A 25972-nucleotide genomic window follows, 5' to 3' on the forward strand; every position below is an offset into this window, starting at 1 on the left:
ACTTTAGTTAGCTGCCAGGCTTTGACCCCGTGGCAGCCTTAAGGGAGGTGGAGAAAAGTATGATCACCGACGATTAGTTCTAATCGTTCTATTATAATTATATCACACTAAAATGTTAATTGTGTTAATGTTGAAGATATTCGTTGACTTTTTGCGATATTCGAGCTCTACTGTAATTCATGATATCAGCAATCTCATCCTGTTTCATCCCCTCCAGGAAACATAACTCGAAAATCCTTTTGTATTCTCCTTCCGGCATACCTTCGATAAATTCCTCTACTGCCCGGATCTCTCTCCGGACTTCTTCTTTCCGCTCTTCCTTCTCCCGTATCTTGCGGCCCAGTTCGTCGGCTTCCTTCGGCGCCTCCATCTCTACGGTGATATGGGTTTCTATGTATGGGAAATCCTTGCTGGAAGACATCACCTTCCCCATGACTGTCGGAATGTCCCCTCGGCGGTTATACAGCTTCTCCAGCACCTTGTCCAGCATCTTCAATTCCCGTTTTAGTGGCTTATAGTTTTTCAACTGATCTCTGTCCAATGGCCTCCCCTTCCCTCTTGGCTCTATCCGGCAACCTCGTGATTGTACCGTGGTCTATTCATGGGCGGTTTCTTCCTGTGCAACTTTGGCTCCAGCCCGCACCAGATACCCAATCATTCTCTGTGTAGTCACATCCTCAATGTCTGCTTTTCCAGTCGCCCTGATTTCTTTGTATGGTTTCATGTGTCTTTTTTCTTCCTCCCTCTCCAGCCATTCCATCTTACATCTCTTGCAGTTCCGTTCCTCCGCCAGCCTGTCGCACGGCCTGTCCTCTACCGGATACGGACACTTTATGATATCTGCCAGGTGCTCATTGTCTCTATATCGGATCCTGGTACCGTTGGTCATAGATTATCCTCCTTCTTTTCCCTTTATCGGATTGACTCCCAGTGTCACTTCCCTTATACTAAATTTATAGACCATGCTACATGAAAGGAGCATATATGGACTGGGAGCGTATCTTAAATGATTCTTTTTTTAACTTGCTGAATAATCTTAAAACAATCTTTTTATCGCCTAAAATGACCCCTATATACGTGGGGATTGTTCTATCCTTCGTGGCAGGTATCATCATAAAAACAATCCGGCGCTTTTCATTTAAATATTATCTGATCACGGGAGATTCCAAACGCAAGGCGCGCCGCAAATCTGAACTGCTCGCTGATTCCTTGTCCCTCCTGGAAGACGTCAAGGAAAAGAAGTAATCATGGCATCACCCCCGGATAGTCATACTTATCATCGTGATCTACTGATCTATCCATATCTCTCACCTTTTAACAGCTCTCTTCTCACCCTCTGGTAATACAGCTGGTATATCCTCTCGCAATCCTTGCAGTAGCTATTGTGGCGGTCTTTCTTTCTCATGTACCGAAATTCCGTCTCCTCTTTCGCTTTACGGCACATGCTGCACATTCTCTTCATGGCATCACCCCTGGATATTCCTCTAGGCATCTCTGTCCCTCTACACCATCAGTAGATACCTTTACGCCGGACAGCATTTCATTTTTGGCTCGCCGATAAAATTCTTTGGATATCTCGAATCCATAGCTGTTTCTCCCTAACTCCATGCAGGCCCGTAAGGTCGTCCCGCTTCCGGCGCATGGGTCGATCACTACATCCCCCGGATCTGTCAAGATCTCTATGAGCCTTTTTAAGACACCTACGGGTTTTTGTGCCGGATGGATTTTGGGATAATCCTTTGGGCTGTCCCTTTTCCACTCAAACCAATTGAAGACCATGTGTCCGCCGTTTCGAAATTTAGGCAGCTTGTCCCGGTAGAGCAATAAGGCGTATTCCGTCGCCCCGCATATCCGCATATTGGCCTTTAAAACCTGTGGGCTGTAGTTTTTGCAGAATACCAGTGGTATGTTATGCTTAAACCCGTGCTTTTCGGCATATCTTATTACCGTCGGCATCTGTTCGAAACTGCAGAACACAACCATACATGGAGCATCTGATGACTTCCCTCTTCCATTGCTCTTTTCTGGTTCTTTTTTTAGTAACCGGTTGCAGAAGTGGAAGTATTCCGCGATGTTGAAATTAAAATCCGTGTTAAACGCTGCCTTTCCGGCAAGCTTACTCTCGCCGTTTTTATTGTCTCCGCCGTTGTACCACATGGGATTGCTGCCATAAAAGTTGTTGCCTATGTTGTACGGGATATCCGCTATGACAAGCTGTGCCTTTGGTATCCCATACCGCTTATAATTCTGAAAGTTATCGTTATATAATTCCGTTTTCATTGCTCTAGGAGCCGACATGTCATCACCCGGCCGGGGCTCGTCTCCTTTCTGCTTATTTTCGCTTAAATCTTTTTCTCATGTTCTCCCAGCGGACCCTGAACCCATCCACCCACTCCAGATAATCGGCATCAAACCAGTGGTTATCGACCGTCTCGCTGGTGTGTCCGGTCATCTTTGCTACCCGATGCCTGCTGTATCCCTCATCCCGCAGGCGGTGGATCTCGGCTATCTGGGCGTCAGTGATCGGTCTGCTCATGATGTGCCTCCCTCAAAGCCTTTTGCCTGTGATAATATCTCCGGCAGTATTCGGCGTTTTTACCGTTCTCTATCCGCCTCCGGCCCCTTCTCTCCTGGGCCTGTTTCCCCTTCTCAGACTCCAGGTATTTTTTGCTGCGCAACCTGCCCTTATCGGACCTGTTGTATCTTCTCAGTGTCTCCCGGCGTCTTAAGACTTCCGGCTCCACGATCTCCAGCTCCCGGTCCAGCCTGTCCTGCATGGCCCGTTCTTCCGGCAATACATCCAGGTCGCAAGTATCCGTGTACGGGCAGCGCAGGCACTCCTCTATCCTCATTGTGCACATGGTCATCCTCCCATCCCGTTTATCTGATCCACTAAGGCATCCGCATCATAATCCCGTTGGGAGTCGTATCCGGAAAAGACATTTTTCTTCCCTGGCCTGTTTTTCTCTTTTTCAGTCTGCTCCCATGTTCTCACGCACGCCTTCCAATCTTTCATCTTGTTCTTCCCGACCATCCATCCCTTGGAACTGTAAAAATTTACGAACGTGTCCGGGTTTATCTTGTTCCCACGGCTCACGCAATACGCCCTCACTTCGTCGACCGTAGGAGGCGTGAACTTTTCTTTTGACTCGTTAGAGTCTTTCTTTTGTATCTGTTTTAGTTTATGTTTATTAATGGGTACACTTTGTGGTACAACTTGTGGTTCACTTTGTGGTCCAGACTGTGGTACAACTTGTGGTTCAGACTGTGGTACATTTTTAGTATCATTTTGTACCACAAGAGATTGGATGTGGTACATCGCGGACAGGTTCCCGCCACGCGGCTGCCAGGATATGTAACCATTCTGGGCCAGTTGGTTCCTGGCTCTTTTGATCGCCTGGGCGTTTAATCCAGCCCGAAGGCCAAGGACTGATGAGGCTACCGTAAACATATCTGGCCACCCTGCTTTATTCGCTATGGACATCAGCGCATGCCATAAGGCGATCACAGGGGCGGGCTGCGGGTTTAGTTCGAGCCTATCGTAAAACGCTTTCATTTCGGCTATATAGTTCATTCTCTCTCCTGTTCAAGCTCCTTTTCAGCCTGCCATTCCCGGTAAAAACAGATCCAGTCATCCAAAAGGAGCGTGATCTTCCCGCCGTATATCTTCCTGCGGAACGTACTGCACACTCCAGCTCGGTATATCTTCTCAAAGTTTTGGATATACATGCTCACCTTCCACGGCTCACGGCATTTACGGTGCATCACTACTGGGATCTCACTACTTCTGGCATCCCTTCTGGATTGCATCAGCGCCGCTTTTAGATTTAATCTCTCACAACGTTTACATTCGATATGGATCCCCGGGAGCCCGACTACATCCGCATCACCATTTGCTCCGGAGAACTGCTGTCCTCTTCGACATGGATAACCGTAGTCCCGCAGAATCCCGGCAAGCTCGCGTTCTCCGCGTTTACCTTTGTCTCTCTGCATGTTTCCCATCTGCTCCTCCCAACCACTCAAAAAGGCTTATCTGGTTCTTCACCAGATCACTCTTCTCTGCCCTTCTGTCCCGGATCCAGTCATCACATTTCCGGACTGTCCTCCCGGTCGAAAGGCTCCTTTTATTCTCCTGACGGCGGAACATCTTCACCAGATGCTCTTCATCCTCCGCCGGCCTGAAATATCCTTTGTCATCCTGCAGGTTACAGATCAGCACAGGAGATGCCTTGATCAGTTCCCGCATCTGACGGTCTCCCACCCCTGTGCGCCTCATCAGCTCTTCCCTCGGGATGGCGTTTCTATATCCGACCGGCACAAGCTCCGATATGTCCTTCATCCTGCCTCCTTTCCCTCCGGGTCTCCCCGGAGGTCTTGACCGGCTTACAATAGGTTACTGTGTGTGACAAAATGCAACAATAGTTATATAGCAGCATGACCAGACAGGTCATGGAGCTGTTGGATATAAGATGCCGTAGACATGATACATCTTTTCGAATGACGCATTTCCACGGCTGTGTGCTGCGGTGTGGTGCTCCCGGCACAGACATATCTTCCGATGCCCGCTGTCATCCACCCTCGTCCGGTCATTCCCCATCCCGACAGCATCCCAATGATGGACTTCTCCCGGCCTGCCGCACACGGCACATTTTTTGTATTTTAAACAGCACCAGAGATATTTTCCGATATCATCCGTTCTCTGGGCTCCGTACTCACCGAGGGGCACGCCCTGTTCCAGACAAAAATCCAAAAGAGTATTGATAAATTCCCGGGCGGTATCCATCGTACAATCACTCAGGGAAAAATACCCATCACCCGTCCGGCAGATATGCCGGTATTTCATCCATTCCTTTACCGCTTCCGGGGCATCCCCCATCCACATGGCGATATCGTTGATCGTGGCATAGGCCTTCCGCCTTTGCTCTGCTGAGATATGCCGCCCGTCGTCCATACGGATCTCTGCATCCCGTATCCGCTTCTCAGCGATCATATCGCCCAGCTGCCTGTCCGGGATATGGATGACCAGATCGGTCCCCTCTTTGGTCTCCCGGTACTTTTTGATGACCGTATATGCCTGCATATCTCACCTCAGATCCCACACTCCTTTTTCACCTGGTCCAGGTGGTTGATAAGGTTTACGTGCATCTTATTGGTCATTTCCTCCACGCAGCCGATCTTATAGAGCACCAGTACCTTTGCCTCATCGATCCCATTTTTACGGAACAGTTCCCGGAGTGCTCTGATGGTCGCCTGATTGATAGGCTTCATCCCCTCCTGCTGCTGTACCGCGTGTTCCATCTCTTCTGCACTCGCAACACTCGTATCGATTCCGATACCCAGCATTCCCAGGGCCCGGCCAACCGCACTTGTTTCGCAATTCTCAATATAGCTGGTCTTATTGATATAGGAGCCGTCTTCCTTTTCATAAGCGTGCCCGATACCCAGCACACGCTTTTCTCCCTGTTCGTAGTGTCCGACTTCCACTTTCATGACACAGACCCCTTCCTGATTGCTGATCACCTGCGGCTCTATATATCCTTCCGGATACAACATGCGGAAGGCTTTGATCCTCTGGTTCACTTCCACATAAGCTTTTCCTTTTACATCTGTTGTGACCAGCAGCCGGTTCGCATTGTCTATATCCTTATATTCCATCCACCTCACTCCTTTCGAATTCCCCGCCGGAAAAGAAAAACTCCACCAGTTCCTCCCTGGCCTTCCCCTTCGCCTGCGGGATGATCATTTTTGCGTATAAAAAAAGTGCCTCCTGAAGCTCCGGATCATAAAGGGCTGCGTTGACCAGACTGGATCTCTCGCTGTCCGTGGTCAGTTCATCCAGGTGGCCCACTGCATAGTCAAACGCTTCCGCATCCGAGACTACGATCCGGCGCTCCCGGTCCGTGCTTATGTACCCTGTCATCTCATCCACCATCCGTTTCCAGGTAAAAGTCCCCACCCGTGTACTCTTCCTGTTCCATCTGCTCCATCATGTCCATGACTTCGTCCCAAGACACTTCCATCATGGCAGCGATCCGCTTCCTGGTGAGGGCCTCGCCCTTTAACGTCCGCCATAATTTTTCGTAATCCATTGCCAAACCTCCAAACTTGCGTTATAATACGCATAGGTTTTATTTCTTTGGGCCCCTTATGTAGTTGCCGCTACTTGGGGCTCTTTTTCTATTTCCGCCGTCAATACCCCGCCATCCGCCAGGATAATGTCCAGGCCCAGGGCATCATGATAGATAGCCGCTGTATGGGCCGTCATGACTTCGTATAATTCTTCTTTGATCTCCATTTCTTCACCTCCTCAATAATATTTTGTTCCATATGTACCAATTTCAAAATATACGCACGTATCATCCGGTTTCGGGTTCCTTTTTCCTCCCTTTTTAATTGGCACTCCTTTGGTACAATGTCCATTGTAGATTGGTGTGTACTCATCCCTATAAGCCATTCCGCCTTTTATATAATACTGAAGGTAGTGCTTGCAATACTGACAGCTTTTCGGCTTGACTATCCGGTTCTGTTCCATCTTCTTTGACAATTCTGCTAACACTTCTTTTAAAATGGAATTTTCCTTTTCCAATTTGCTCACATCATTTGAAATCATAGACTTTTCCTCCTTTTTTGTGGTATGATAAATTATTAATTAATTGTAATACGATATGAGGAACATATTGTTCCTCTCCTCGTTTTTATTATATAGGAACATTTTGTTCCTGTCAACATTTTTAAGGAGGTTTTATGGAATTTTCCAACAAACTAAAAGAGTTACGCCTTGCCTTAAACTGCACACAGGCTCAAATGGCGGAATTGCTCGGTGTTACTGTTCGGGGATACCGGAACTATGAATTAGGAGCAAGGGAACCGGAATTGTCCGTTCTGATTAAACTCGCGGATTACTTCAATGTCTCCCTTGATGAATTAGTCGGAAGAGATTACCCTAAGTAATCGTTGATGTATTTTAAGTAAATCTTCCAACGAATCCCATAATTCAAAATCTCCTGTTCTTTGTCCAGCTTCTATTTGGCGGTAATATCGCTCCGTAATCCCCAGATAATCGGCAACGTCCCGCTGTGTCATGCCTGCCTTCTGGCGGGCTTCTTTCAGTGCTTTACGCATTTCACTCCCTCTGTTCTTTCAAATATACGGTTCCTACGTTACTCTTTTCCCTGTACTTCTTGCATCGGTTCCCCGGCTGTGTTACGCACTGCCTTTGCCCGCAATATCCCCGGTTAATTGGCTCCATCTCATATGTACACAATGACCGGCTGTAATACTGTGTGTACTTTGCGCAGCTAATACATCTGCTTCCTGAAATTTCAATTTTCATGTGGCTTCCTCCTTGTTATGCCATGTCATGGCGTATTATTTCTTTTGATTATATGCCATAATATGGCATATGTCAAGAATATATTATAAGGAGGATCATTATGTTCAAAGATCGTTTGCGTGCCACACGGATTTCAAAAAAATACACCGCGCAGCAGGTGGCTGATTACCTGGATACCGGCTTGCGTAACTATCAAAAATACGAAAGCGGCGATGCCCGACCTACTTTTGAGGGGCTTGTATCTTTAGCAGACTTGCTAAATGTCCCTACTGATTTTTTGCTTGAACGTGATGAGTATCTGGATGCTCTCGGAGTTTCCGTTGATGTATCTCTAGAATGTCCTCCAAGGCGTCCCAAACCTCGAAAGAGCCATTAGTGTCACCAGATTCGATTTTCTGGTAATGTCTCAATCCAATGTTTAGTTTGTCCGCCATTTGCTGCTGTGTCATGCCTGCCTTCTGGCGGGCTTCTTTCAGTGCTTTACGCATTTTCTTTCCTCCGTTGTCGCCGCCGCAAAATAGGCCAGCAGCATGACCAGGATAAATAGGTGCTCAAGTTTCTTCTTCTCCCCTCGTGGCTACCGGATACGTTTCGATAAATCGTTCTAAGTCGCTTCCCCGCACCTTTTTCCCGCCGTTTATAAGCAGATAAGGTAATTTCCCGGAGCTCAACAACTCGTATACTCCATTGATTCCAATTTTTAATACCTTGGTAAGTTCCTTCGCGTTGTAAAGCGGTTCGTATTCCATGATTGGCATTTTTTCCTCCTCAATTATTGAACTTTGAATGTGACTTCATGTCCTGGATTCTCTTCGATTAGCTTCTGTTTCAGATCGTCCACCATCATGTTGTTGTCCAGTGCGGCCTGGATCACTTCCACCAGCTTCTTACCGTCCAGGTACGCCCATATTTTCTTGCTTCTCTTTCTCATTCTCACACCTCCTTATCCCATCTCCTTAGATTCTTTCTCTTCGTTCTTCTTATCCTGAACCTTACTCTCCGCCACTCCTAAAATGTAGCCTTTTTCAAATTCGGTCATTTTAGGAAGCGATTCCGCAAAAGATTCCAGAAGCTGTTTTTCGCGTTCACACATATATTCATCACCTCACTGTGCTTGTTGTATGACTATGAGAGTATTATAACTCTCTATGAAATATATGTCAATAAGTTTTGCAAATATTTTAAATAAATTATTGACTTTGAGAGTTTTTGGATATATAATGGTCGCATAGGAAGGAAGTGAAACTTTGAAAGACAGAATTAGAATGTTAAGAAAATCTTTAAAACTTACTCAAACGAAGTTTGGAGAAATAGTAGGGGTAAAAGGAAATACCATAACAAATTATGAAAATGGTCTCCGAATGCCCTCCGATGCGGTAATATTCTCTATATGCAGGGAATTTGATGTAAACGAAGACTGGCTCCGTAATGGATTAGGAGATATGTTCATACAGAAAACACGGGGAGAACAGATTGCTGAATTCGCAGCAGACGTTCTAAAGGATGAAGAAGACTCTTTCCGTCATAGGTTTATCGAAGCTTTAGCGGAATTATCAGTAGATGAATGGGAGGTATTGGAGAAAATCGTTGAGAACATAACAAAAGAAAGGGACTAGGAAAGTCCCTAGTCCAATAGCCTTTTGATAAAAGTATAAATCAATTTTAATATGTAATCTTCAATAGGCCTTTGCAATAATTTTGTTATCTCAGTCCGATAATCCATAAGCAGTACCCCCATCTCTTTTTCGAACATGTGTTTGTTTTTCTTGATTATATGATACACTCAAACGCGTAATAAATCAAGCACTTAATCATATATTCGATTGGTATATTGTGGCTTCTACTAATGGAACGAGATGGGATATTAAATAATTTCGGATTTCCGTTATGCCGGAAAATAGATAAATAAATCACAAACTTCTACCTCCAAAGCAACAGCAATCATACATAATGTAGACACTGTAGCCTCGCGAATGCCGCGTTCAATATCATTTATTTCAGTAACGCTTACTCCAGATAGTGCCGACAGCCTATCAAGTGTCAAATGACGGCCTAAACGGATTTGACGGATTTTATATTCTACTTTTATTTTCATTATGGTTTCACCTCTGCGAATATTATTTGCAGAGTAAAGAAATATATACTTTAGAGATGAGGGGAAAGAGGGGCACTAATGGGATTCATAGATATTTTTCGAATTTCAAAAATCAAAGCAGAAAATGAAGAACTTCGTAATACCGTTAAAATATTAGAAGATAAAATGTCTTCTATTGGGGCGGACGAGTATTATCAGGTAAAAGAAAAAATTGAAAGTATGAATTCTGAAGCAACTGTTAAACTCAACAATCTCAACCGTGATATAGCTGATTGTAACATAACCATTTCCAGGCTACGGGAAGAGATCGCAGCTCTTATGGACAAAAATACGAAGTTAGATAAGCAGCTACGAACAAATACTAATAAACTTTCGAGAAGTAAAGAGCTTTACAAAAGTATAGAGTATGCAATTAGTAACTTTTTTGCATCAGATATTTCTTATAGCAATTGTAAGGTTTCCTGGCAAGATTATAAAGACGCGGACAATATTGCTCCTTCTGTTATCCTCAAATTACACTGTATGGATATCAAGAGCCTCCGAAAAGCATACAGAGAAAACGAAAAACAGATTGACAAGCTCATGGATCAATATTCTTCCAGATATACAACAAAGGCAAATAAAAGCATCTACAGTCTAATGGTAATAGCTCTAAGGGCAGAATTACAAAACATATTATATAATCTGAAATATGAGAAGCTTGATAAATCTATAGAAGATATCAAAAATGTTTCTTCTAAGTACCTTAAAATAGCGGGCGAAGGAAATCAGAGTATTGCTGGTACTCTCACGAAATTTATCGGTGAATTAGAATACTTTTTTATAAATGCTGTAAAAATTGAATATAACTACTATGTCAAAAAAGAACAAGCTCGCCAGGAGCAGTTAGCTATCCGCGAACAAATGCGTCAAGAGGCAGAAGAACGAAAGGCATTGGAAGCAGAAAGGAAAAAGATAGAAGCAGAAGAAGCAAAATATAATGCTGAAATTTCCAAATTGCAGGAAAGCCTTACTGCAGATTTATCTGACGACGAAGTGGCCAAACTACAAACCCGTATACTTGAATTGCAAAGCCAGCTATCCGATGTTGTCATAAAGAAAGAAGAAATCAGCAACCTTCAAAACGGAAAAGCCGGAAATGTTTACATAATCAGTAATTTGGGATCTTTCGGAGAAAATGTATTTAAGGTGGGGATGACGCGTCGGTTAGACCCACAAGACCGTGTGAACGAACTCGGAAGTGCCAGCGTTCCTTTTAAATTCGATGTCCACAGTTTTATCTTCTCTAATGATGCAGTGGGCTTAGAAAATAAGCTACACGAACTGCTTAATAATAAGCGCCTTAACAAAGTAAATATGCGGAAAGAATTTTTCAAGGTAAGCTTAGATGAACTGGAAGAAATGGTAACAAATATTGAGCCGTCAGCTGAATTTAATAAAACTATGTTGGCTGAAGAATTCCGTCAGTCCCAATCCACTGATGAAAATTATACATCAGATTTGTTACTAGAAACCGATGATGATGAATAAACAGGGGAAATGAGTATGAAAAAGAAATTTATAACTTTACTGGTTTGTATTATTATAGCCACATCGCTGATTTCTTGTAATGATTCAAACGAAACAGCTGATAGCCCGTCATTCGCGCAGAAACAAGTAACCACAGAAGCATCTACAACTAAAGCTACACTCCAAGCCACTACATCTACAACCACATTAGCGCAAACAGAAGCAACAACTACGGTAAGCACTAAGCCAGAAACTGAAAACACATCGGAGGCCAGTAACGAAATTATTACTACTGAGACCTCCGTCCAGCAACCCGTAGAACAAATGGTATGGATTTCTGCAACTGGTAGTAAATATCACAATAAACCGGATTGCGGAAAAATGAATCCTGATGTTTCAAGGCAAATGAGCAAATCTGATGCTGAAGCACAAGGATACGAAGCGTGTAAAAAATGCTATTAAAAAACCGGCCCCTGCGCCAACAGAGACCGGCAAGCATATCCCGAAGAGATACGCCCTAATCAACTATATTGTATCATCTTCGGGCAGCCATCGCAAGCGGAACAATCGTTCGCTGGCTGTTATTTTTATACCCTTTTTGTCCATGCTCAGGTGGATATTAAAGTTAAAATTCAAAAGGAGGATGATACAATGGGACAACTCAGAACAAGGAAAAGAGGGGCTACTTGGGAATATTCTTTCGAGGGAGCCAAAATAGGCGGAAAGAGGAAACCCATCTCAAAAGGCGGATATCGGACAAAAGCGGACGCCCTGACTGCGGGGACGAAGGCGAAGGCCGAATATGAAACCTCGGGACGTACTTTTACTCCATCTACTATCAGCCTTGCCGACTATCTGGATTATTGGCTGGAAAACCACGTAAAAAAGAACCTGGGCCATAATACCTATCTGGATTATGAAAGCAAGACCCGCAACCACATTAAGCCGGCTTTGGGAAAATATCGCCTGAGTGCCATCGAACCGGACATTGTCCAGAATTGGATCGATAACGTCAAATTAAAGGGCTTCTCTGTCAGTATGGTAAGGAATCTCCTTGCCTGCCTGTCTGGCGCCCTGGAATATGCGGTAATCCCGATGAAATTTATAAAGTATAACCCCTGCAGCTATGTAAAATTGGGGAGATTAAAAGAAAGTCCAGAACTTAAGATCAAGCGGGAATATATCTGTTCCGCAGATGACTGGGAAAAGATCATGTCCCGATTTCCGGAAGGCTCCTCTTTTTATCTGCCTTTGCTGACATCTTATCATCTCGGGACCAGGATTGGGGAGACCTATGGCCTGGACCTGCTTACGGACTTTGACTTTGGCGCGCGTACTTGTTCCATCAATCAGCAGGTCCAAAAGGAGGATAGAGTTTGGTATCAAAGGCCCCCCAAATACGAATCCTATCGGACGGTAGATATGGGAAGCACCATTCAAAAAGCTATCCGGAAAGAGTACATAAAAAGAAAAGAGACCATGTTATTTTATGGTCCCTATTACTTAAAAACATATGTACGCCCTGATGGTTCAATCGTTCAGTTTCCTGCCAGCGAAACCGTTCCTTATCGGGAGATCATGCCATTGTCGGTAAAAGAAAATGGACAGCTCCTTACGCCGGAGTCCTTTAAATATTGTGCCCGTGTGATCCACAACGAACTGGGGCTTGTGCTATTCCACAGCCACTCTCTCCGTCACACGCATGGCACCTTATTGGCCGAAAACGGGGCAAGTCCAAAGACTGTCATGGAGCGGCTCGGCCATAAGGATATTTCCACCACGATGAACCGCTATGTCTTTAACACGGAAAAGATGCGTTCCGATGCGGTGCGTATCTTTGAGGAGGTAACTGGTTGATTGCCTACCACTTAAATCCACGGTAGGCAAAAGGTAGGCAAACCCTGTATTACAACCAGTCAAACCACATGCAAATCCTTATTTTATACGGGTTAGCTGGACCACACATTCCACGTGTCCTGTCCACGGGAACATGTCCACCGGCCAAGCTCCTTCTGCCCGATATCCCCGCTGCACCAGATATTTCAGGTCCCGTGCCAGGGTCTCTGGATTGCACGAAATATAGACAATCCTTTTCGGGGCCAAACGCAAAACAGAGGACAAAAATGCCTCATCGCTTCCCTGTCTGGGAGGATCCATAAACACCACATCGGCATTCTCCCGCTGTTCTGCCATCCCGCTCATAAATTCTCCTGCATCATTCTGGTAAAAGCGGACATTTTTCACATCATTTCGTTTGGCATTCGCTATGGCATCCCGGACCGCATCTTTGCTGAGCTCTACCCCTATGACCTCACCGGCCCGGCTGCTGGCCGTCAGCCCGATCGTCCCGATCCCGCAATACGCGTCAATGACACGTTCTTTTCCTGTCAGGCCGGCCAATTCAATCGCTTTACCATAAAGAACCTCTGTCTGGACAGGGTTTACCTGATAAAAAGATCTGGGAGAAATCCGAAATACTTTCCCGCACAGAGTATCTTCAATATATCCTTTTCCGTAAAGGGTGATCTCCCGTTCTCCCAGCACCATACTGGTCCTCTTATCATTGACATTCAGCACAACGGTCGTGATCTCCGGATGGAGCGCGCGAAGAGCTTTCACAAAATTGTTTTTAGACGGCAGAATCGGAGAGGACAGCACCAGGACCACCAGCACTTCTCCGCTGCTGAAGCCCCGCCTGATCAGAACATGACGAAGAAGGCCATAGCCGGTGTCCTCATCAAATATTCGAATCTTAAAGGATTTTAACAGTCCCCGGATGTCCCGGATGATCGCATCCGCCTGCTCGTCCTCAATAAGACAGTCGTCTATGGGAACGACTCTGTGGCTGTTCCTTTCATATACTCCGGAAATGACTGTCCCATCTTTTTTCCGGTCAAAAACTGCATGTACTTTGTTGCGATAATGGAAGGGATCTTTCATTCCGATTATAGGATGGACCCGGCAGATTCCTTTTAATAAAGATTCCACCATTTTCTGTTTCATCCGCAGCTGCTCCTCATAAGAAATCCTCTGATATTCACAGCCTCCGCATTTCATTGAAACCGGACAGAATGATTCCTGATCCCTCCTGCGTCCATCGCTGGCTGCAGCTGCATAGCTGGTTTTTAAAGAAACAGGTTTCCTCTTACCAGTATTCGCATTCCCTTTTGATTCTGAGAACGTTTCTCTCAATCCCGTCTTTTTACTATGAATTTCGTATTCCGGTGTTTCCTTCCCCTTCGCAGCTGGAGCTTTAAACTGTTTATTCCTCTTTTCGCCTTTTAACTGACTCATTCCCTGTCTATTCCTTCCCTCTCTGACCGTTCTTATGCTTATGCCGTAACTGCAGACCGATTGCTCTGTCAGTACCGGCCCTGCTATTTTTCATCGCACACCTGAAAGATATAAAATTTCAAATAATATGAATCATCTGCCGCCCAAAGTATCGGATGGTCCGGAGCCTGGGTGCGAAATTCCACCTGCCGCAGCCGCTTGTGAACATTTTTGGCGGCTTGTCCAATCGTCTGAGTGAACAATTCATAATCCATGAAATGAGAACAGGAACAAGTAGCCAAATATCCCCCGTCTTTGATCAGCTTCATGGCCCGCAGATTGATTTCCCGGTAACCTTTTACCGCATTCCTTATGGAATTCCTGGATTTTGTAAACGCCGGCGGGTCCAGGATCACCACATCAAACTTCTCCCCCTGTTTCTCCAGTTCAGGAAGCATCTCAAATACATCGGCACAGCGAAACTCCACTTTCTCTTCCAAATGATTCAATGCCGCATTTTCCCTTGCCTGGGCCACTCCCAATTCAGATGCGTCTACGCCAATCACACTCTCCGCCCCTGCTAATCCTGCATTTAAAGCAAAGGATCCTGTATGCGTAAAACAGTCCAATACCCTCGCACCGGGGCACAGCTTCCAGATTGCCCTGCGGTTATATTTCTGATCCAGAAAAAAGCCTGTCTTCTGTCCCTCTTTCACATCCACCAAATAGTGGACACCATTTTCTGTTATCTCCACTTTCGTATCAAAGGGTTCCCCAAGAAATCCCTTGACACATTCCATCCCTTCCTGCTTTCTGACCTTCGCGTCACTTCGTTCATAAACGCCGCGGATGGCGATTCCGTCTTCTTCCATGAACTGCTTCAGTATATCAACGATCAGTACCTTAAACCGGTCGATCCCCAGCGCCAGCGACTGTACCACCAGCACGTCGGAAAACTTGTCTATCACAATACCGGGCAGAAAATCGGCTTCTCCGAAAATCACCCTGCAGCTGTCAGTATCCACCACCTGTTTCCGGTATTCCCAAGCGTTCTTAACACGCATCCGGAGAAATTCCTCATCTATCTCGGCATCTTTATCCCGGGTCATCATACGGACCGTCAGTTTTGAATTCCGGTTTATAAACCCTTTTCCCAGCGGATACCCGTCGAAGTCGTGTATCAGTACAATGTCCCCATCCTCAAATTTTCCCAGGATACTTTCCACCTCATTGTCGTAGATCCAGGGACCGCCTGATTTCAAAGTCCGTCCTGCTCCCTTTTTTAAAGTTACGATTGCATTGCTCATATTTTCCTCCCGCCGTCCGGCTGTATTTTATCCTTGCTGTCCAAATTTATTTTCCTTTATATCCCCTCATGATCAAACGCAGGGATAAAGCTTTCTCCGGCCGTCTCGCCTTCTTGAATGAAACCATTCTCTACTCCGATGGAAATGGCATAGTCCACCAGTCTGTCATATTCTCGTTTAGTGACGCGCCGGTTTAATTCCGGCCATTTATTTACCTGCAGCAGCGGTGTATATTGATTCATCAGGCTCAGATAGACCTGGTCTCCGTAAGTCTCATACACATAGCCCACCACTGCTTTCGCATTTTTCAAATGTCCCGGAAGAAGCAGGTGGCGGACGATCACGCCTCTTTTCATATTTCCATCCGGGGCAAACGCCGCCCGGCCCTGCTGGCGCACCATCTCTTTCAATGCGGCCTTCGCCGTTTCCGGATAATCCTCCGCCCCGGAATACCGCCGTGCCGTCTCTTTCTCCATATATTTAAAATCCGTCAGATAGACATCCACGACTCCCTCCAGAGTTTTCAGCGTGTCCGTCTTTTCATAGCCGCCGCAGTTATATACGACCGGCAGGGATAATCCGTCAGCTCTGGCCTTCTCTACAGCAGCTATGATCTCCGGCGTGTAGTGAGTCGGCGTTACCAGGTTTATATTGGCCGCACCTTTCTCCTGAAGCTCCAGGAATATTTCCGCCAGCCTTTCCACTGTAATCTGTTTTCCCGTTTCAGCGCAGGCGATCTGGTAATTCTGGCAGTAAACGCACCGAAGGTTACAGCCACTGAAAAATACGGTGCCCGATCCATTTTTACCGGAAATACAAGGTTCCTCCCAAATATGAAGCGAAGCCCGCGCCGCATAGATCCCGCCGCCGGCGACGCCGCAATAGCCTGTCTGTCCGGATTTACGGTCCACGCCGCACTCTCTCGGGCACAGCCTGCAGATTCCCATCCCGATTCCCTCTTTTCCCTTTTACAGCCAAAAGATATCATTATTCTACATTATACTGGAATCAGACTCCAAATACAACAACACCCATCCGCCATTTTAAATGGAGACACTAAAACAGACAGCGGCAGATCCTTTCCGGCTGCCGCTGTCTGTCAATATTCATTTTTAATTCAGTCCGTATCCGGTCCGTGAACCTGAGTACGGTTAAACACATTAATCCATCCTGGTCAGATCCACCAGAATATCCACACACTTTTCAAGACCGATGGCACCGCTGTCCAGTGAAATATGATAATTCTGCGCCATTCCCCATTTTCGCTCCGTATAATATTCATAGTTCAAGCGGCGTTTTTTATCCTTTTCTGCTAGCCTTTTCTCAGGTTTCTTTTCTGTCTCTCCGTACAGCTTCACGATCCGCTCCGCTTTCTTTTTCACATCCGCGCAAATAAAGGCATGCAGGCAGTCTTCCCTTTCCCTCAAAATGTAATCCGCACAACGTCCCACTATCACGCATGATTCTTTTTCCGCAAGCTCCAGGATGATCTTTCTCTGAGCTGACCAGAGATAATCATTTACTGACATACCGTTGCTCTCTCTGCCTAAAAAGGAATAGGCAAAACGGTTTTTAGTCGGTGAATCCTCGCCCTGCTCCGCCACAAACTGCTCTGAAAGCCCGGATTCCTTCGCCACTTTTTCAATCAGCTCTTTGTCGTAAAAGGAAATTCCAAGCCGTTCCGCTGTCTGCCTTCCGATCGTCCTCCCGCCGCTGCCAAATTCTCTGCTGATGGTAATAATCCTTTTCATCATATTATCTGCCTCCTTTTTCTTGATCCATTATACCATTTTTTGTTCAGAACCGTAATAAAAGCGCCGGCAATCTAAGTAAGCCTCTTTTTTGCGACCTGTCTCATCAGCACTGCCGCAAGAATCAACGCCGCGCCCTCCGCTATGGGAAAAGCAGTCCAGATCAACGTTTCCGCGTTGGGAAGACGGGTAAAAATCCATGCGAGCGGAAGCGCCACTATGATCAGCCGTACCGTGGACACCAATAAGGAACGGACCCCATACCCCAGTGCCTGAAAAATACCCTGATAAGCGATATTGGCACCGGCAAACAAATAGCCCAATGTAATAATGCGCACTGCCCGGATACAAAGCGTCCGTGTTTCATCTGACAGGGAAAAAATACCGATCAGTTGTCCTGCAAATACCTGCAGCAGCATGGCTCCCACCAGCATGATGATCAGCGTATAAAGCATTCCGTATCGGATCCCTTCTTGTATCCTCTTTTTGTCCCGTTTCCCGTAATTGAATCCGATGATTGGAATCATGGCGTTATTCATACCGAAAGCCGCAAAAAAGACAAATTGCTGGATCTTATAATAAATTCCATATGCCGTTACCGCCGCTGTGGAAACCGCTCCAAATATGATATTCACGCCATATGTCATGAATGACATCAGTGCCTGCATGATAATGGCTGGAATTCCAATGGTGTAGACTTCTGTAATGATCTTTATCCTCGGGCGCAGATATTGAAAGCCTGTATTGATATCCCTTCTGTTACATATCATATGAAACAGGATTCCCAGAATAAGGGAAACCGCCTGCCCAATAACAGTCGCATATGCCGCGCCTTCAATCCCCAATTCCGGAAATCCCAGATATCCGAAGATCAATATTGGATCCAGGATAATATTGGTCACAGCCCCGGCCACCTGGGCGACAGTCGACAGCATGGTCCGGCCTGTGGCCTGCAAAAGCTTCTCGTAGATCATGAACAGGATGCTTCCGAAGGAAAGGATTGAACAGATTTCCAGATATGCCTTTCCCATTTGAAGGACAACAGGATCCTTTGTCTGGGAAACCATATAAGCATTCACGCCGAAGATTCCGAACAGTAAAAATACAATATAGGTGCAGAGCCCTAAAAAGACGGCGTTGCCTGAAATCCAGCTTCCTTTCTCCCTGTCGCCCTGGCCAAGACTCTTTGACAGCAGTGCGTTTACTCCAACTCCGGTGCCAATTCCAATCGCGACCATCAGCATCTGGACCGGGAAGGCCAGAGTCAGGGCATTCACTGCATAATCCCCCAAATGTGCCACAGCAGGCGTGTCCTTTATGCTGCTTACAAAAAAGCTGTCCACAATATTGTACAAAGCCTGCAGCGCCATGGATAAAATCATGGGAATCCCCATGGCCAGCATCAGCTTTTTGATGGGCGCTGTCCCCATCCGGTTCATAGTAATCTCTTTTTCCATTGTCTCTGTTTCCTCCTCATATTCAGTCGTCTCTGGAGTCTTTTGGGGGAAGCTGCCACAACCCGAATCCATGAATTGTGCACACTTTTTCTTGTACAATAGGAAGTCCAAGAAACTCTTCATCACACAAAAAAAATGCGCAGATCCGACATCCGGATTTACGCATTGCAGCCACTCGATTCTTTTTTATTTTATCCATTTGTTTTTAAATTGTCAAGCAAAAATTGAACAGGACGCCGCATTACACGGACGCCCTGTTCCTATATAGAAGGTATAATAATGGGTAGCAATGTTAGTTATTCAGACGGCTTCTGATCACTCTTCTGTCTCTTCTTCCGGCATCAGCCATGCATGATGGTCCGTATGCAGAAGCTTATGAGACAAATGAGACAGCGGTGCCTCCAGATAATCCTGGTAACATTTCTGGACAGAAGGATTTTCATGAGAGAACCTCAGGTTGTTCACCTTGTCCAGTCCATAGAGAACCTCGCATCTGGCTTCCGCCTGTTCTTCTCCGTCTTTTATCGGCTGCCCGCCGCCGCCTGCACAGCCGCCCGGACATGCCATGATTTCCACAAAGTGGTACTGGACTTCACCCTTTCGGATGGCCTCCATCAGTTTTCTGGTATTGGAAAGCCCGCTGGCAACGGCCACTTTCAGATTCTGACCCGCCAGGTTGAACTCAGCCTCTTTCCAGCCGTCCATACCACGCACCTTGCTGAAGGAATCTGGATCAGGATTTCTTCCTGTCACCAGATAATACGCGCTTCGAAGAGCCGCTTCCATAACGCCGCCGGTAGCCCCGAAAATGACGCCGGCGCCTGAGCCGGTACCCAAAGGCATATCGAACTCTTCTTCTTCCAGATCAGAGGGAATGATGTGCTCCGCGCGGATCAGGCGGTCTACTTCTCTGGTAGTCAGGACCACGTCCACATCCGGGCCTGCACCCGCGTCATTCATGACCGGTATTGCGCACTCGTGCTTTTTCGCTACACAGGGCATGATCGAGATACTGTAGATTCTGGAAGGATCCACATCCAGCAGCTTCGCATAGTAGGACTTTGCAACGGCTCCAAACATCTGCTGAGGCGATTTCGCGCTGGACAACTGGTCCACCATACCGGGATACTGGGATTTCATAAAACGTACCCACCCCGGACAGCATGATGTGAACATCGGGAACGTTTCATTCTCCTTGTTCTTCACCTTTTCCAGGAACTCGCTTCCCTCTTCCATGATGGTCAGGTCCGCGCTGAAATTGGTGTCAAATATGTAATTAAAGCCAATCTGACGAAGGGCTGATACCAGACGCTTCACGGTCGCAAACTTTCTGGGAAGGCCGAACGCCTCCCCCCATGCCGCACGCACGGCGGGCGCCACCTGCACTACTGTGATCTTCTCCGGGTCTGCCAGCGCATCCAGCACCTTCTGGACATCGTCGCGCTCCCTCAGAGCCCCAACAGGACAGTGTGTGATACACTGGCCGCAGAGCGCACAGTCAGATTCCTGAATCTTTCTGTTTCTGGAAACGTCAACGGTGGTCCTCGAACCGGTCCCAGCCACATCCCAGATATTCAGTCCCTGGATCTTGTCACAAACCTGTACACAGCGCATGCACTTGATGCACTTTTTGGCATCCCGGATCAAGGGGAAATCCATCGGCCAATTGGACTTCGGAAGCTTTTTCTCAAAAGGAAGCTCCAGAATGCCTAGATCGTTGGCTATAGTCTGAAGACTGCAGTTCCCGCTTCTCACGCAGGTAGCACACTGACAGTCATGCTGAGACAGAATCAACTCTACATTATTTCTTCTGCTCTCTCTTACCTTGGGACTGTTGGTACGGATATCCATACCCTCCCATACTTTATTATTGCAGGCCGTCACCAGTTTAGCGCAGCCTTCCACTTCTACAACACAGACACGGCAGGCGCCGATCTCATTGATATCCTTCAGATAACAAAGAGTCGGAATAAAAATCCCTGCGGAAGCGGCAGCGTCCAGAATCGTGGTTCCTTCCTTCACTCTGATCTGTTTACCATTAATTGTGAGATTTACCATTTTTCTACTCTGCCTCCTTTCAGGATACCGAAGCCAAAGTGGTCACACCGCAGGCACCGTCTCGCTTCCTGGCTCGCTTCTTCGCAGGTCATGCCGCATTCGATCAGATCGAAATCCTTCGCCCTGTCGGAAGGCTGGCGCTCCTTCATGTTCGCACGGGCACAGCTCTTCCGGTCGTCCAGGCGGACCTTAGGGATCTGCACATCCACGGAAATCGTATGCTTGAAGCCAAGATACTCATCTATATTCGCAGCAGCAACCTTTCCGGCCGCAATGGCACGGATTACGGTAGCAGGTCCTGTCACACAGTCGCCGCCGGCAAACACACCGGTGATATCCTTTGCATTCACACCACTCCAGTTAAGAGCTTCGATGACTCCGCGTTTTACAGGAATGCCTTGTTTTTCAAAAGCCTTGGACTCAATGCCCTGTCCGATGGCCACGATCACCATATCACAGGAAAGACGGACATCTTCTTCAGAAGAGTTCACAGGCACCGGCCTTCCATTTTTTACCGGTCCGATGATCTGAGGCTTCACCCAAAGGGCCGCCACATTTCCGTCCGCATCCTTTTCCACTCGCAGCGGAGCATGAAGATCAAGAAGCTCGCATCCTTCCTCCACCGCACCTGCAACCTCTTCCGGCATGGCCGTCATATCCACGGCTCTCCGCCTATACGCAATACGCAGTCGCTTTGCACCCAGACGGATTGCAGAACGCGCTACATCCATGGCTACATTGCCGCCGCCGATGACTACGATGTCCTTCCCGCTGAAATCAGGCATATCGCCGTCGCCGATTCCGCGGAGCAGTTCCACGGCGGAAACCACGCCGTTGGCGTCTTCGCCTTCAATGCCGATCTTTCTGTCAATGTGAGCGCCGATCGCAATATAGATTGCATCATATTCCTTTTTCAGATCCGTTATGCTGGGGGTCTCGCCCACAGACACCCCGGTCTCTACTTTAACTCCGATGCTGAGCAGATGCTCGATTTCTCTGTCAAGAACCTCTCTGGGCAGTCGGTAATTGGGGATTCCATAGCGGAGCATGCCGCCCAGCTTTTTCCTCTGTTCCAGGATCGTCACATCATGGCCCATCAAAGTCAGATAATAAGCCGCGCTGATACCGCCGGGGCCTCCGCCGATGACAGCCACTTTTTTCCCTGTAGGTACCGCAGGTACGGGAAGCGGTACGTCGCCTGCATGGTCTACGGCAAATCTCTTCAGTCCGCGGATATTCACAGGATCATCTATCATCGTCCTGCGGCAGCGCACTTCACAGGGATGCTCGCAGATAAGCCCGCATACGGAAGGCATCGGATTGTCTTTCCGAATCAGGCGGATCGCATCGCCGTAACGGCCTTCCGCCACCAGAGCGATATAACCAGGAATGTCCACCCCTGCGGGACATTGGGATACGCAGGGCACAGGCTGGTTCAGCTCAAACTTGCACCGGCCTCTCAAAATATGCTCTTCAAAGTCATCCCGGAATCCCTTGATTCCCTTTAATACCATTTTCGCAGCCTCATAACCAATGGCACAGTCTGCGGAATAGAAAATATTCTTCGCTGTTTTCTCAATTAAGTCGATTGTCTCCAGAGTCGCTTCTCCGTTCAGTACGTCCTCCATCAGCTTCTGCAGCTGTCCCAGGCCCACACGGCAGGGAACGCATTTCCCGCATGACTGAGCATGGCACATCTTCAGAAAAGATGACGCCAGATCAACGGGACATAGTCCTGGCGGGCTCGCGCTGATACGCCGCTCCAGATCCTTGTAGAGCTCCTCTACTGTGGTCTGAGCCTTGTTTTGAGTGATGATACTTAATCTGCTCATCAATACCTCCTCCTTCTCTCGCTTGTTTACTTACCGCTTGTTTCCCCTTGGTTTCCCCCACGAAAGAAAACATTTTATGTAACTCTGCTTCTAGAAAAGCTTCTCCCCCAAGATGCAGAGTATAAAAAAGGCAACATTCGTTTTATCAACAAATGTTGCCCAGACGGTCGGCCAATTCCCAAACTTTCATCACCCTGTGGTTCTTCCACTGATTCCGCCAGCGATGAAAATCTCTTTTCTTTTCCCTACCATATCATATTGTTATTGTATTGTCAAGAATTCCTCTCAATAAAAAATCATAGAAATCAACGGCGTTCTGTAAGAACAATATCACGATATCCCCTGGCAGACTGCCTATTTTCGACATCGAAAGGAATTTCCACATATGCCACGTCTTCCGTCTATTCTTCTCCTTTGATTTCTCCGCTCGAGTTCCAGTTAAGCACCGGCAGAAGCTCCGCACCATACTGAATAAGAAAAAACAAGAGGCAGTCAGCAGCAAGGCGCCGGGCAGCTTTCCCTGTTCAGCCATGCCACAGAGACATCCATGGCGGCGCGGCATGCTCTTGTCTGATCCAGGGCATTCAGCATCACAAAATCATGTATGATCGCCTGAAACCGCACCGCCGTTACCTCTACTCCTGCTTCTCTAAGCTTCCTCGCATAAGCCTCGCCCTCATCTCTCAGAACATCTGCTTCCCCATTGAGTATCATGGCGGCAGGCAGGCCTTCCAGCTGCTCTTTGCTGGCCCGCAGTGGCGATGCGGTAATCTGGTTTCTGTCACATTCAGAGACAGCATACTGGTTCCAGAACCATATCATCCCGGCCCTGTAAAGATAGTAGTCCGCCGCAAATTGCTGGTATGAACAAGTATCAAAGCAGGCGTTCGTCGCCGGATAATACAAAAGCTGCTTATGGATACAGGGACCTCCCCGGTATTTCGCCATCAGGGTCATGGCAATAGCCATATTCCCACCGGCGCTGTCCCCTGCCACTGTCAGCCCTGCCGGGTTCATCTCTATTCCCATCTGTCTGAGCAGTCCCGGCAGAATACAGAGTATATGATAGCACTGTTCAATGGCCACTGGATAGCGTGCCTCCGGTGCCCGGGAATATTCCGGAAATACCAGGACGGATCCTGTTCTCGCAGCCAGCTCTCTGACCAGTTTTTCATGGGTGTGAAAACTGCCAAATACCCACCCCGCTCCATGGATGTAAAATATTACATTTGCCGGACAGGATATCCGTTCGGGCCTGACCACGAAGACACGCACTTTTCCCCATTCTCCGGTATTCACCATGGTTTTCTGTATGCATGCCGGAAACATACATATCGGCGTATCCTGTGCCTTTTCCAGAACCTGCCGTCCTTCGCAGGGGGGAAGCTGAAAAATAAGGGGCGGTACGGCATTTGCATTGCTTACTGCCACCGCCTCTGGTTCCAGTGAAATTCTTTTTCTCATTTTATTCCTGATCCTCCTGGTTTTTCCATCCTGCCGGGCACGGCAAGACGATTATAGGATTAGGATATTCCAAACTCTGAAAATGTTTAATATCATAATACTACTTGTAAAGATTCTATTTTTTACTGTGTTTATTTCTGTACATCATCTTGTCTGCCCGGATAAACGCCTGTTCCACAGCATTATTTTCTTTTGAATCAACAAAAGAGTATCCTGCAGAAAGACTGCATGGCAGAGTTATTTTGTCAGAATCTGTTTTGCATTTCAATAATTGAAGTTTACATAAGAGCTGCTGCTCCGTTACATCGACTGCAAGAACCGCAAACTCATCTCCCCCAATCCGATAAAGAAAGAAATTATCTTCCTGAAAAATCTCTTCTAACAAAGTTACTGTACCTTTTAAAACGTTATCTCCCGCGTTATGCCCCATTTTATCATTTATCTTTTCCATATACGCCATGCGGTTAGAACAGCCTGTAAGCGCGTCAATGTAAGCCATTTGATGCCATTTCTTCTCTTTTTGCAGCTGTATACTCTGTTCATAAATTTTGATGGTCTTAATTGCTGAAGTAATAAACACGGAGTAACAAGACAGTACAACCGCTGAAAACACAAGATACGTTGACGCATATTCTATCCGTTCCACCATTGGCTTAGGGTATGCCGCAAAAAAGACCAGAGCAAAATAGATGAGTATGGAACATATCATCATGGCTCTCCAACCAGTATCCACATATTCCAAAAGGGTACGATATCGTCCGAAATACGGCTTTCCAATCATGAAAATCGTCAATAGCACAGCAAACAATACAAAAAGTAAAATGATACTTCCCGTGTTTCCAGCGAGTATTCCAATATAACGAGCCAAAAAGGCAAAAATCAAAGTGACAGAATCCACAAAACAAAACGTAAGAAAAAAGCGGGCGTCTTTATATTTCGATAAAACGAAAAAAAATATCAGACTGGGAATGCTCATAAAAACGGCGGAAGCAACAGCCGATGGCCATCGATATACATAGGTAGCTATAAAATAACTACAGATTATGACCACGCAGCCTATATACATAACAAACCGCCATTTTTTTCCATCATTTTTCATAACTATCATTTTAGTAAACACCATAAGGTCAAAAATGATTATACATAAATCAATGAATACAACAATCAGCCCTCCCATATCCTTACCTCTTATCTTAACGTAGTACTATTGTAATCTTTATTCCCATGCAGAACGTTTCAGCCATTTGAAGCGTTTTCCTTAAAGGGCTGTTTCCTTTCCCAGCGCCTGGGCAGGTCCTGTTTCCCATATTTGTCAGACATTTTGTATCAGACTCCAACTTTCCTGATTTTATCCTATTTTTCTAACTCTCATCATTGCAAGTAACTTTTAATATCTTTCCTGGCACATAAAAGACCGGAATCAGATGCAACAGCAGCATTCTGTCTCCGGTCTTCTCTTTTGTTATTCGTTTATAAATTTATGAAACTCTGCAAAATCCCAGCCGTTCAACTAATTCTTCGCAGGTTTCCGTATGGATGATCAAATCCATCTTTTTCTGAAGCCCCATGCTGATAACGCCCACAATTGATTTCGCGTCCACCATACAATGTCCGCTTTTCAAATCCACGTCTGTCTGATAATCCTGGACAACATGGACAAATTCTTCAACCATATCCACATTATCAAATGTCACATTGATTTTCCGCATTTCTATTATCCTTTCTAAAAAGCAGCCGCTGTTTTTTCCACTGTCTGATCTAACTTGTCTCATTCAGCCGGAATTCTCCTCATATATAAAGAATATTAAAACTCTGTCATTTTCGGAACAGAATCATTGATCTGAGCCTAACTGGGACATTCATTCCATTCGATGAACACGAGGTTTGGCGGCA

At 46.5% G+C, this 25972-nt stretch carries 37 protein-coding genes, 1 pseudogene and 1 riboswitch; of the genes and pseudogenes, 7 read left to right on the forward strand and 31 right to left on the reverse strand.

What is annotated here, in order from left to right:
• Positions 1-124: 124 nt before the first annotated feature.
• Complete coding sequence (locus LQE92_RS08900; RefSeq protein WP_231062631.1) at positions 125-541, reverse strand: sigma factor-like helix-turn-helix DNA-binding protein; 417 nt, start codon at positions 539-541, stop codon at positions 125-127.
• Positions 542-595: 54 nt separating this feature from the next.
• On the reverse strand, positions 596-889 hold the full coding sequence (locus LQE92_RS08905; RefSeq protein WP_231062632.1) for a hypothetical protein: 294 nt from the start codon (positions 887-889) through the stop codon (positions 596-598).
• A 95-nt stretch (positions 890-984) separates the two neighbouring features.
• Here LQE92_RS08905 and LQE92_RS08910 point away from each other — a divergent pair, with 95 nt between their 5' ends.
• The gene (locus tag LQE92_RS08910) at positions 985-1245 is read left to right on the forward strand and encodes a hypothetical protein (RefSeq protein WP_231062633.1); all 261 of its coding nucleotides are present in this window, start codon (positions 985-987) and stop codon (positions 1243-1245) included.
• A 213-nt stretch (positions 1246-1458) separates the two neighbouring features.
• Here LQE92_RS08910 and LQE92_RS08915 read toward each other — a convergent pair whose 3' ends face one another.
• The 12 genes from LQE92_RS08915 to LQE92_RS08970 form a co-directional block, all read right to left on the reverse strand.
• Positions 1459-2298, reverse strand: a complete 840-nt coding sequence (locus tag LQE92_RS08915; RefSeq protein WP_231062634.1) for a DNA-methyltransferase — start codon at positions 2296-2298, stop codon at positions 1459-1461.
• A gap of 34 nt (positions 2299-2332) precedes the next feature.
• A complete protein-coding gene (locus LQE92_RS08920) occupies positions 2333-2536 on the reverse strand; it encodes a hypothetical protein (RefSeq protein WP_231062635.1) in 204 nt (67 codons plus the stop codon).
• Positions 2517-2861: a hypothetical protein gene (locus tag LQE92_RS08925; RefSeq protein ID WP_231062636.1), complete on the reverse strand. Its 345-nt coding sequence runs from the start codon at positions 2859-2861 to the stop codon at positions 2517-2519. The genes LQE92_RS08920 and LQE92_RS08925 overlap by 20 nt, the downstream gene beginning before the upstream one ends.
• A 2-nt stretch (positions 2862-2863) precedes the next feature.
• A complete protein-coding gene (locus LQE92_RS08930) occupies positions 2864-3574 on the reverse strand; it encodes a hypothetical protein (protein ID WP_231062637.1) in 711 nt (236 codons plus the stop codon).
• Positions 3571-4002, reverse strand: a complete 432-nt coding sequence (locus tag LQE92_RS08935) for a hypothetical protein (RefSeq protein ID WP_231062638.1) — start codon at positions 4000-4002, stop codon at positions 3571-3573. The genes LQE92_RS08930 and LQE92_RS08935 overlap by 4 nt, the downstream gene beginning before the upstream one ends.
• A complete protein-coding gene (locus LQE92_RS08940) occupies positions 3974-4339 on the reverse strand; it encodes a hypothetical protein (RefSeq protein WP_231062639.1) in 366 nt (121 codons plus the stop codon). Before LQE92_RS08940 ends, LQE92_RS08935 begins: the two co-directional genes overlap by 29 nt.
• Before the next feature lie 108 nt (positions 4340-4447).
• Positions 4448-5080 carry a putative HNHc nuclease gene (locus LQE92_RS08945; protein WP_231062640.1) on the reverse strand — a complete coding sequence of 211 codons (633 nt, stop codon included), beginning with the start codon at positions 5078-5080 and terminating at the stop codon, positions 4448-4450.
• Positions 5081-5088: 8 nt separating this feature from the next.
• Positions 5089-5655, reverse strand: coding sequence for a hypothetical protein (locus LQE92_RS08950; RefSeq protein WP_231062641.1), 567 nt, complete (start codon positions 5653-5655; stop codon positions 5089-5091).
• A complete protein-coding gene (locus tag LQE92_RS08955; RefSeq protein ID WP_231062642.1) occupies positions 5645-5956 on the reverse strand; it encodes a hypothetical protein in 312 nt (103 codons plus the stop codon). The genes LQE92_RS08950 and LQE92_RS08955 overlap by 11 nt, the downstream gene beginning before the upstream one ends.
• Positions 5922-6089, reverse strand: coding sequence for a hypothetical protein (locus tag LQE92_RS08960; RefSeq protein WP_231062643.1), 168 nt, complete (start codon positions 6087-6089; stop codon positions 5922-5924). Before LQE92_RS08960 ends, LQE92_RS08955 begins: the two co-directional genes overlap by 35 nt.
• A 56-nt stretch (positions 6090-6145) precedes the next feature.
• Positions 6146-6295, reverse strand: coding sequence for a hypothetical protein (locus tag LQE92_RS08965; protein ID WP_231062644.1), 150 nt, complete (start codon positions 6293-6295; stop codon positions 6146-6148).
• 12 nt (positions 6296-6307) lie between these two features.
• Positions 6308-6610, reverse strand: a complete 303-nt coding sequence (locus tag LQE92_RS08970; protein ID WP_231062645.1) for a hypothetical protein — start codon at positions 6608-6610, stop codon at positions 6308-6310.
• A gap of 134 nt (positions 6611-6744) precedes the next feature.
• On the opposite strand from LQE92_RS08970, the gene LQE92_RS08975 reads away from it, so the two are divergent.
• Positions 6745-6951 (forward strand): helix-turn-helix transcriptional regulator, encoded by a 207-nt coding sequence (locus LQE92_RS08975; protein WP_231062646.1) that lies wholly within the window; start codon positions 6745-6747, stop codon positions 6949-6951.
• On the opposite strand, the gene LQE92_RS08980 is transcribed toward LQE92_RS08975, so the two are convergent.
• A complete protein-coding gene (locus LQE92_RS08980; RefSeq protein WP_231062647.1) occupies positions 6925-7122 on the reverse strand; it encodes a helix-turn-helix transcriptional regulator in 198 nt (65 codons plus the stop codon). The genes LQE92_RS08975 and LQE92_RS08980 overlap by 27 nt on opposite strands.
• Position 7123: 1 nt before the next feature.
• Entirely contained in the window at positions 7124-7333 is a 210-nt protein-coding gene (locus tag LQE92_RS08985) for a hypothetical protein (RefSeq protein WP_231062648.1), read from the reverse strand.
• A 100-nt stretch (positions 7334-7433) separates the two neighbouring features.
• Here LQE92_RS08985 and LQE92_RS08990 point away from each other — a divergent pair, with 100 nt between their 5' ends.
• Entirely contained in the window at positions 7434-7709 is a 276-nt protein-coding gene (locus tag LQE92_RS08990) for a helix-turn-helix domain-containing protein (RefSeq protein WP_231062649.1), read from the forward strand.
• Here the strand turns inward: LQE92_RS08990 and LQE92_RS14695 are convergent.
• From LQE92_RS14695 to LQE92_RS09005, 4 genes and pseudogenes are all read right to left on the reverse strand, one after another.
• Positions 7702-7821, reverse strand: a pseudogene (locus tag LQE92_RS14695) (helix-turn-helix transcriptional regulator); the annotation flags it as partial. The gene LQE92_RS08990 and the pseudogene LQE92_RS14695 sit on opposite strands and share 8 nt — an antisense overlap.
• Before the next feature lie 63 nt (positions 7822-7884).
• Positions 7885-8091 carry a helix-turn-helix domain-containing protein gene (locus tag LQE92_RS08995; RefSeq protein ID WP_231062650.1) on the reverse strand — a complete coding sequence of 69 codons (207 nt, stop codon included), beginning with the start codon at positions 8089-8091 and terminating at the stop codon, positions 7885-7887.
• Positions 8092-8105: 14 nt separating this feature from the next.
• Positions 8106-8264, reverse strand: coding sequence for a hypothetical protein (locus LQE92_RS09000; protein ID WP_231062651.1), 159 nt, complete (start codon positions 8262-8264; stop codon positions 8106-8108).
• A gap of 12 nt (positions 8265-8276) precedes the next feature.
• Positions 8277-8426: a hypothetical protein gene (locus tag LQE92_RS09005; protein WP_231062652.1), complete on the reverse strand. Its 150-nt coding sequence runs from the start codon at positions 8424-8426 to the stop codon at positions 8277-8279.
• Between the two features lie 154 nt (positions 8427-8580).
• On the opposite strand from LQE92_RS09005, the gene LQE92_RS09010 reads away from it, so the two are divergent.
• On the forward strand, positions 8581-8949 hold the full coding sequence (locus tag LQE92_RS09010) for a helix-turn-helix domain-containing protein (protein WP_231062653.1): 369 nt from the start codon (positions 8581-8583) through the stop codon (positions 8947-8949).
• A gap of 269 nt (positions 8950-9218) precedes the next feature.
• Here LQE92_RS09010 and LQE92_RS09015 read toward each other — a convergent pair whose 3' ends face one another.
• On the reverse strand, positions 9219-9428 hold the full coding sequence (locus tag LQE92_RS09015) for a helix-turn-helix domain-containing protein (protein WP_231062654.1): 210 nt from the start codon (positions 9426-9428) through the stop codon (positions 9219-9221).
• Positions 9429-9506: 78 nt separating this feature from the next.
• Here LQE92_RS09015 and LQE92_RS09020 point away from each other — a divergent pair, with 78 nt between their 5' ends.
• The 3 genes from LQE92_RS09020 (at position 9507) to LQE92_RS09030 (ending at position 12794) form a co-directional block, all read left to right on the forward strand.
• Positions 9507-10958, forward strand: a complete 1452-nt coding sequence (locus LQE92_RS09020; protein WP_231062655.1) for a GIY-YIG nuclease family protein — start codon at positions 9507-9509, stop codon at positions 10956-10958.
• A gap of 15 nt (positions 10959-10973) precedes the next feature.
• Positions 10974-11399, forward strand: a complete 426-nt coding sequence (locus LQE92_RS09025) for a hypothetical protein (protein WP_231062656.1) — start codon at positions 10974-10976, stop codon at positions 11397-11399.
• Positions 11400-11588: 189 nt separating this feature from the next.
• The gene (locus LQE92_RS09030; RefSeq protein WP_231062657.1) at positions 11589-12794 is read left to right on the forward strand and encodes a tyrosine-type recombinase/integrase; all 1206 of its coding nucleotides are present in this window, start codon (positions 11589-11591) and stop codon (positions 12792-12794) included.
• A gap of 78 nt (positions 12795-12872) precedes the next feature.
• Here LQE92_RS09030 and rlmD read toward each other — a convergent pair whose 3' ends face one another.
• From rlmD to LQE92_RS09080, 10 genes are all read right to left on the reverse strand, one after another.
• Positions 12873-14231, reverse strand: a complete 1359-nt coding sequence (gene rlmD / locus LQE92_RS09035) for a 23S rRNA (uracil(1939)-C(5))-methyltransferase RlmD (protein WP_231062658.1) — start codon at positions 14229-14231, stop codon at positions 12873-12875.
• An 83-nt stretch (positions 14232-14314) separates the two neighbouring features.
• Positions 14315-15517 carry a class I SAM-dependent rRNA methyltransferase gene (locus LQE92_RS09040; protein WP_231062659.1) on the reverse strand — a complete coding sequence of 401 codons (1203 nt, stop codon included), beginning with the start codon at positions 15515-15517 and terminating at the stop codon, positions 14315-14317.
• A gap of 56 nt (positions 15518-15573) precedes the next feature.
• Complete coding sequence (locus tag LQE92_RS09045) at positions 15574-16464, reverse strand: radical SAM protein (RefSeq protein ID WP_231062660.1); 891 nt, start codon at positions 16462-16464, stop codon at positions 15574-15576.
• Positions 16465-16677: 213 nt separating this feature from the next.
• On the reverse strand, positions 16678-17271 hold the full coding sequence (locus tag LQE92_RS09050) for a cytidylate kinase-like family protein (protein ID WP_231062661.1): 594 nt from the start codon (positions 17269-17271) through the stop codon (positions 16678-16680).
• A gap of 71 nt (positions 17272-17342) precedes the next feature.
• Positions 17343-18725 carry an MATE family efflux transporter gene (locus LQE92_RS09055; RefSeq protein WP_231062662.1) on the reverse strand — a complete coding sequence of 461 codons (1383 nt, stop codon included), beginning with the start codon at positions 18723-18725 and terminating at the stop codon, positions 17343-17345.
• Between the two features lie 315 nt (positions 18726-19040).
• A complete protein-coding gene (locus LQE92_RS09060; RefSeq protein WP_231062663.1) occupies positions 19041-20783 on the reverse strand; it encodes an NADH-dependent [FeFe] hydrogenase, group A6 in 1743 nt (580 codons plus the stop codon).
• Positions 20777-22615: an NAD(P)-binding protein gene (locus LQE92_RS09065; protein ID WP_231062664.1), complete on the reverse strand. Its 1839-nt coding sequence runs from the start codon at positions 22613-22615 to the stop codon at positions 20777-20779. The genes LQE92_RS09060 and LQE92_RS09065 overlap by 7 nt, the downstream gene beginning before the upstream one ends.
• 150 nt (positions 22616-22765) lie before the next feature.
• Positions 22766-22850: riboswitch (ZMP/ZTP riboswitch) on the reverse strand.
• A 257-nt stretch (positions 22851-23107) separates the two neighbouring features.
• Positions 23108-24079 (reverse strand): alpha/beta hydrolase, encoded by a 972-nt coding sequence (locus LQE92_RS09070; RefSeq protein ID WP_231062665.1) that lies wholly within the window; start codon positions 24077-24079, stop codon positions 23108-23110.
• Positions 24080-24194: 115 nt separating this feature from the next.
• Positions 24195-25256: a GGDEF domain-containing protein gene (locus LQE92_RS09075; protein ID WP_231062666.1), complete on the reverse strand. Its 1062-nt coding sequence runs from the start codon at positions 25254-25256 to the stop codon at positions 24195-24197.
• Positions 25257-25557: 301 nt separating this feature from the next.
• Positions 25558-25851, reverse strand: coding sequence for an HPr family phosphocarrier protein (locus LQE92_RS09080; protein ID WP_231062667.1), 294 nt, complete (start codon positions 25849-25851; stop codon positions 25558-25560).
• Between the last annotated feature and the right edge of the window lie 121 nt (positions 25852-25972).

Source organism: Lientehia hominis (genome assembly GCF_021044755.1).
In the GTDB taxonomy this organism is placed as follows: Bacteria; Bacillota; Clostridia; order Lachnospirales; family Lachnospiraceae; genus Lientehia; species Lientehia hominis.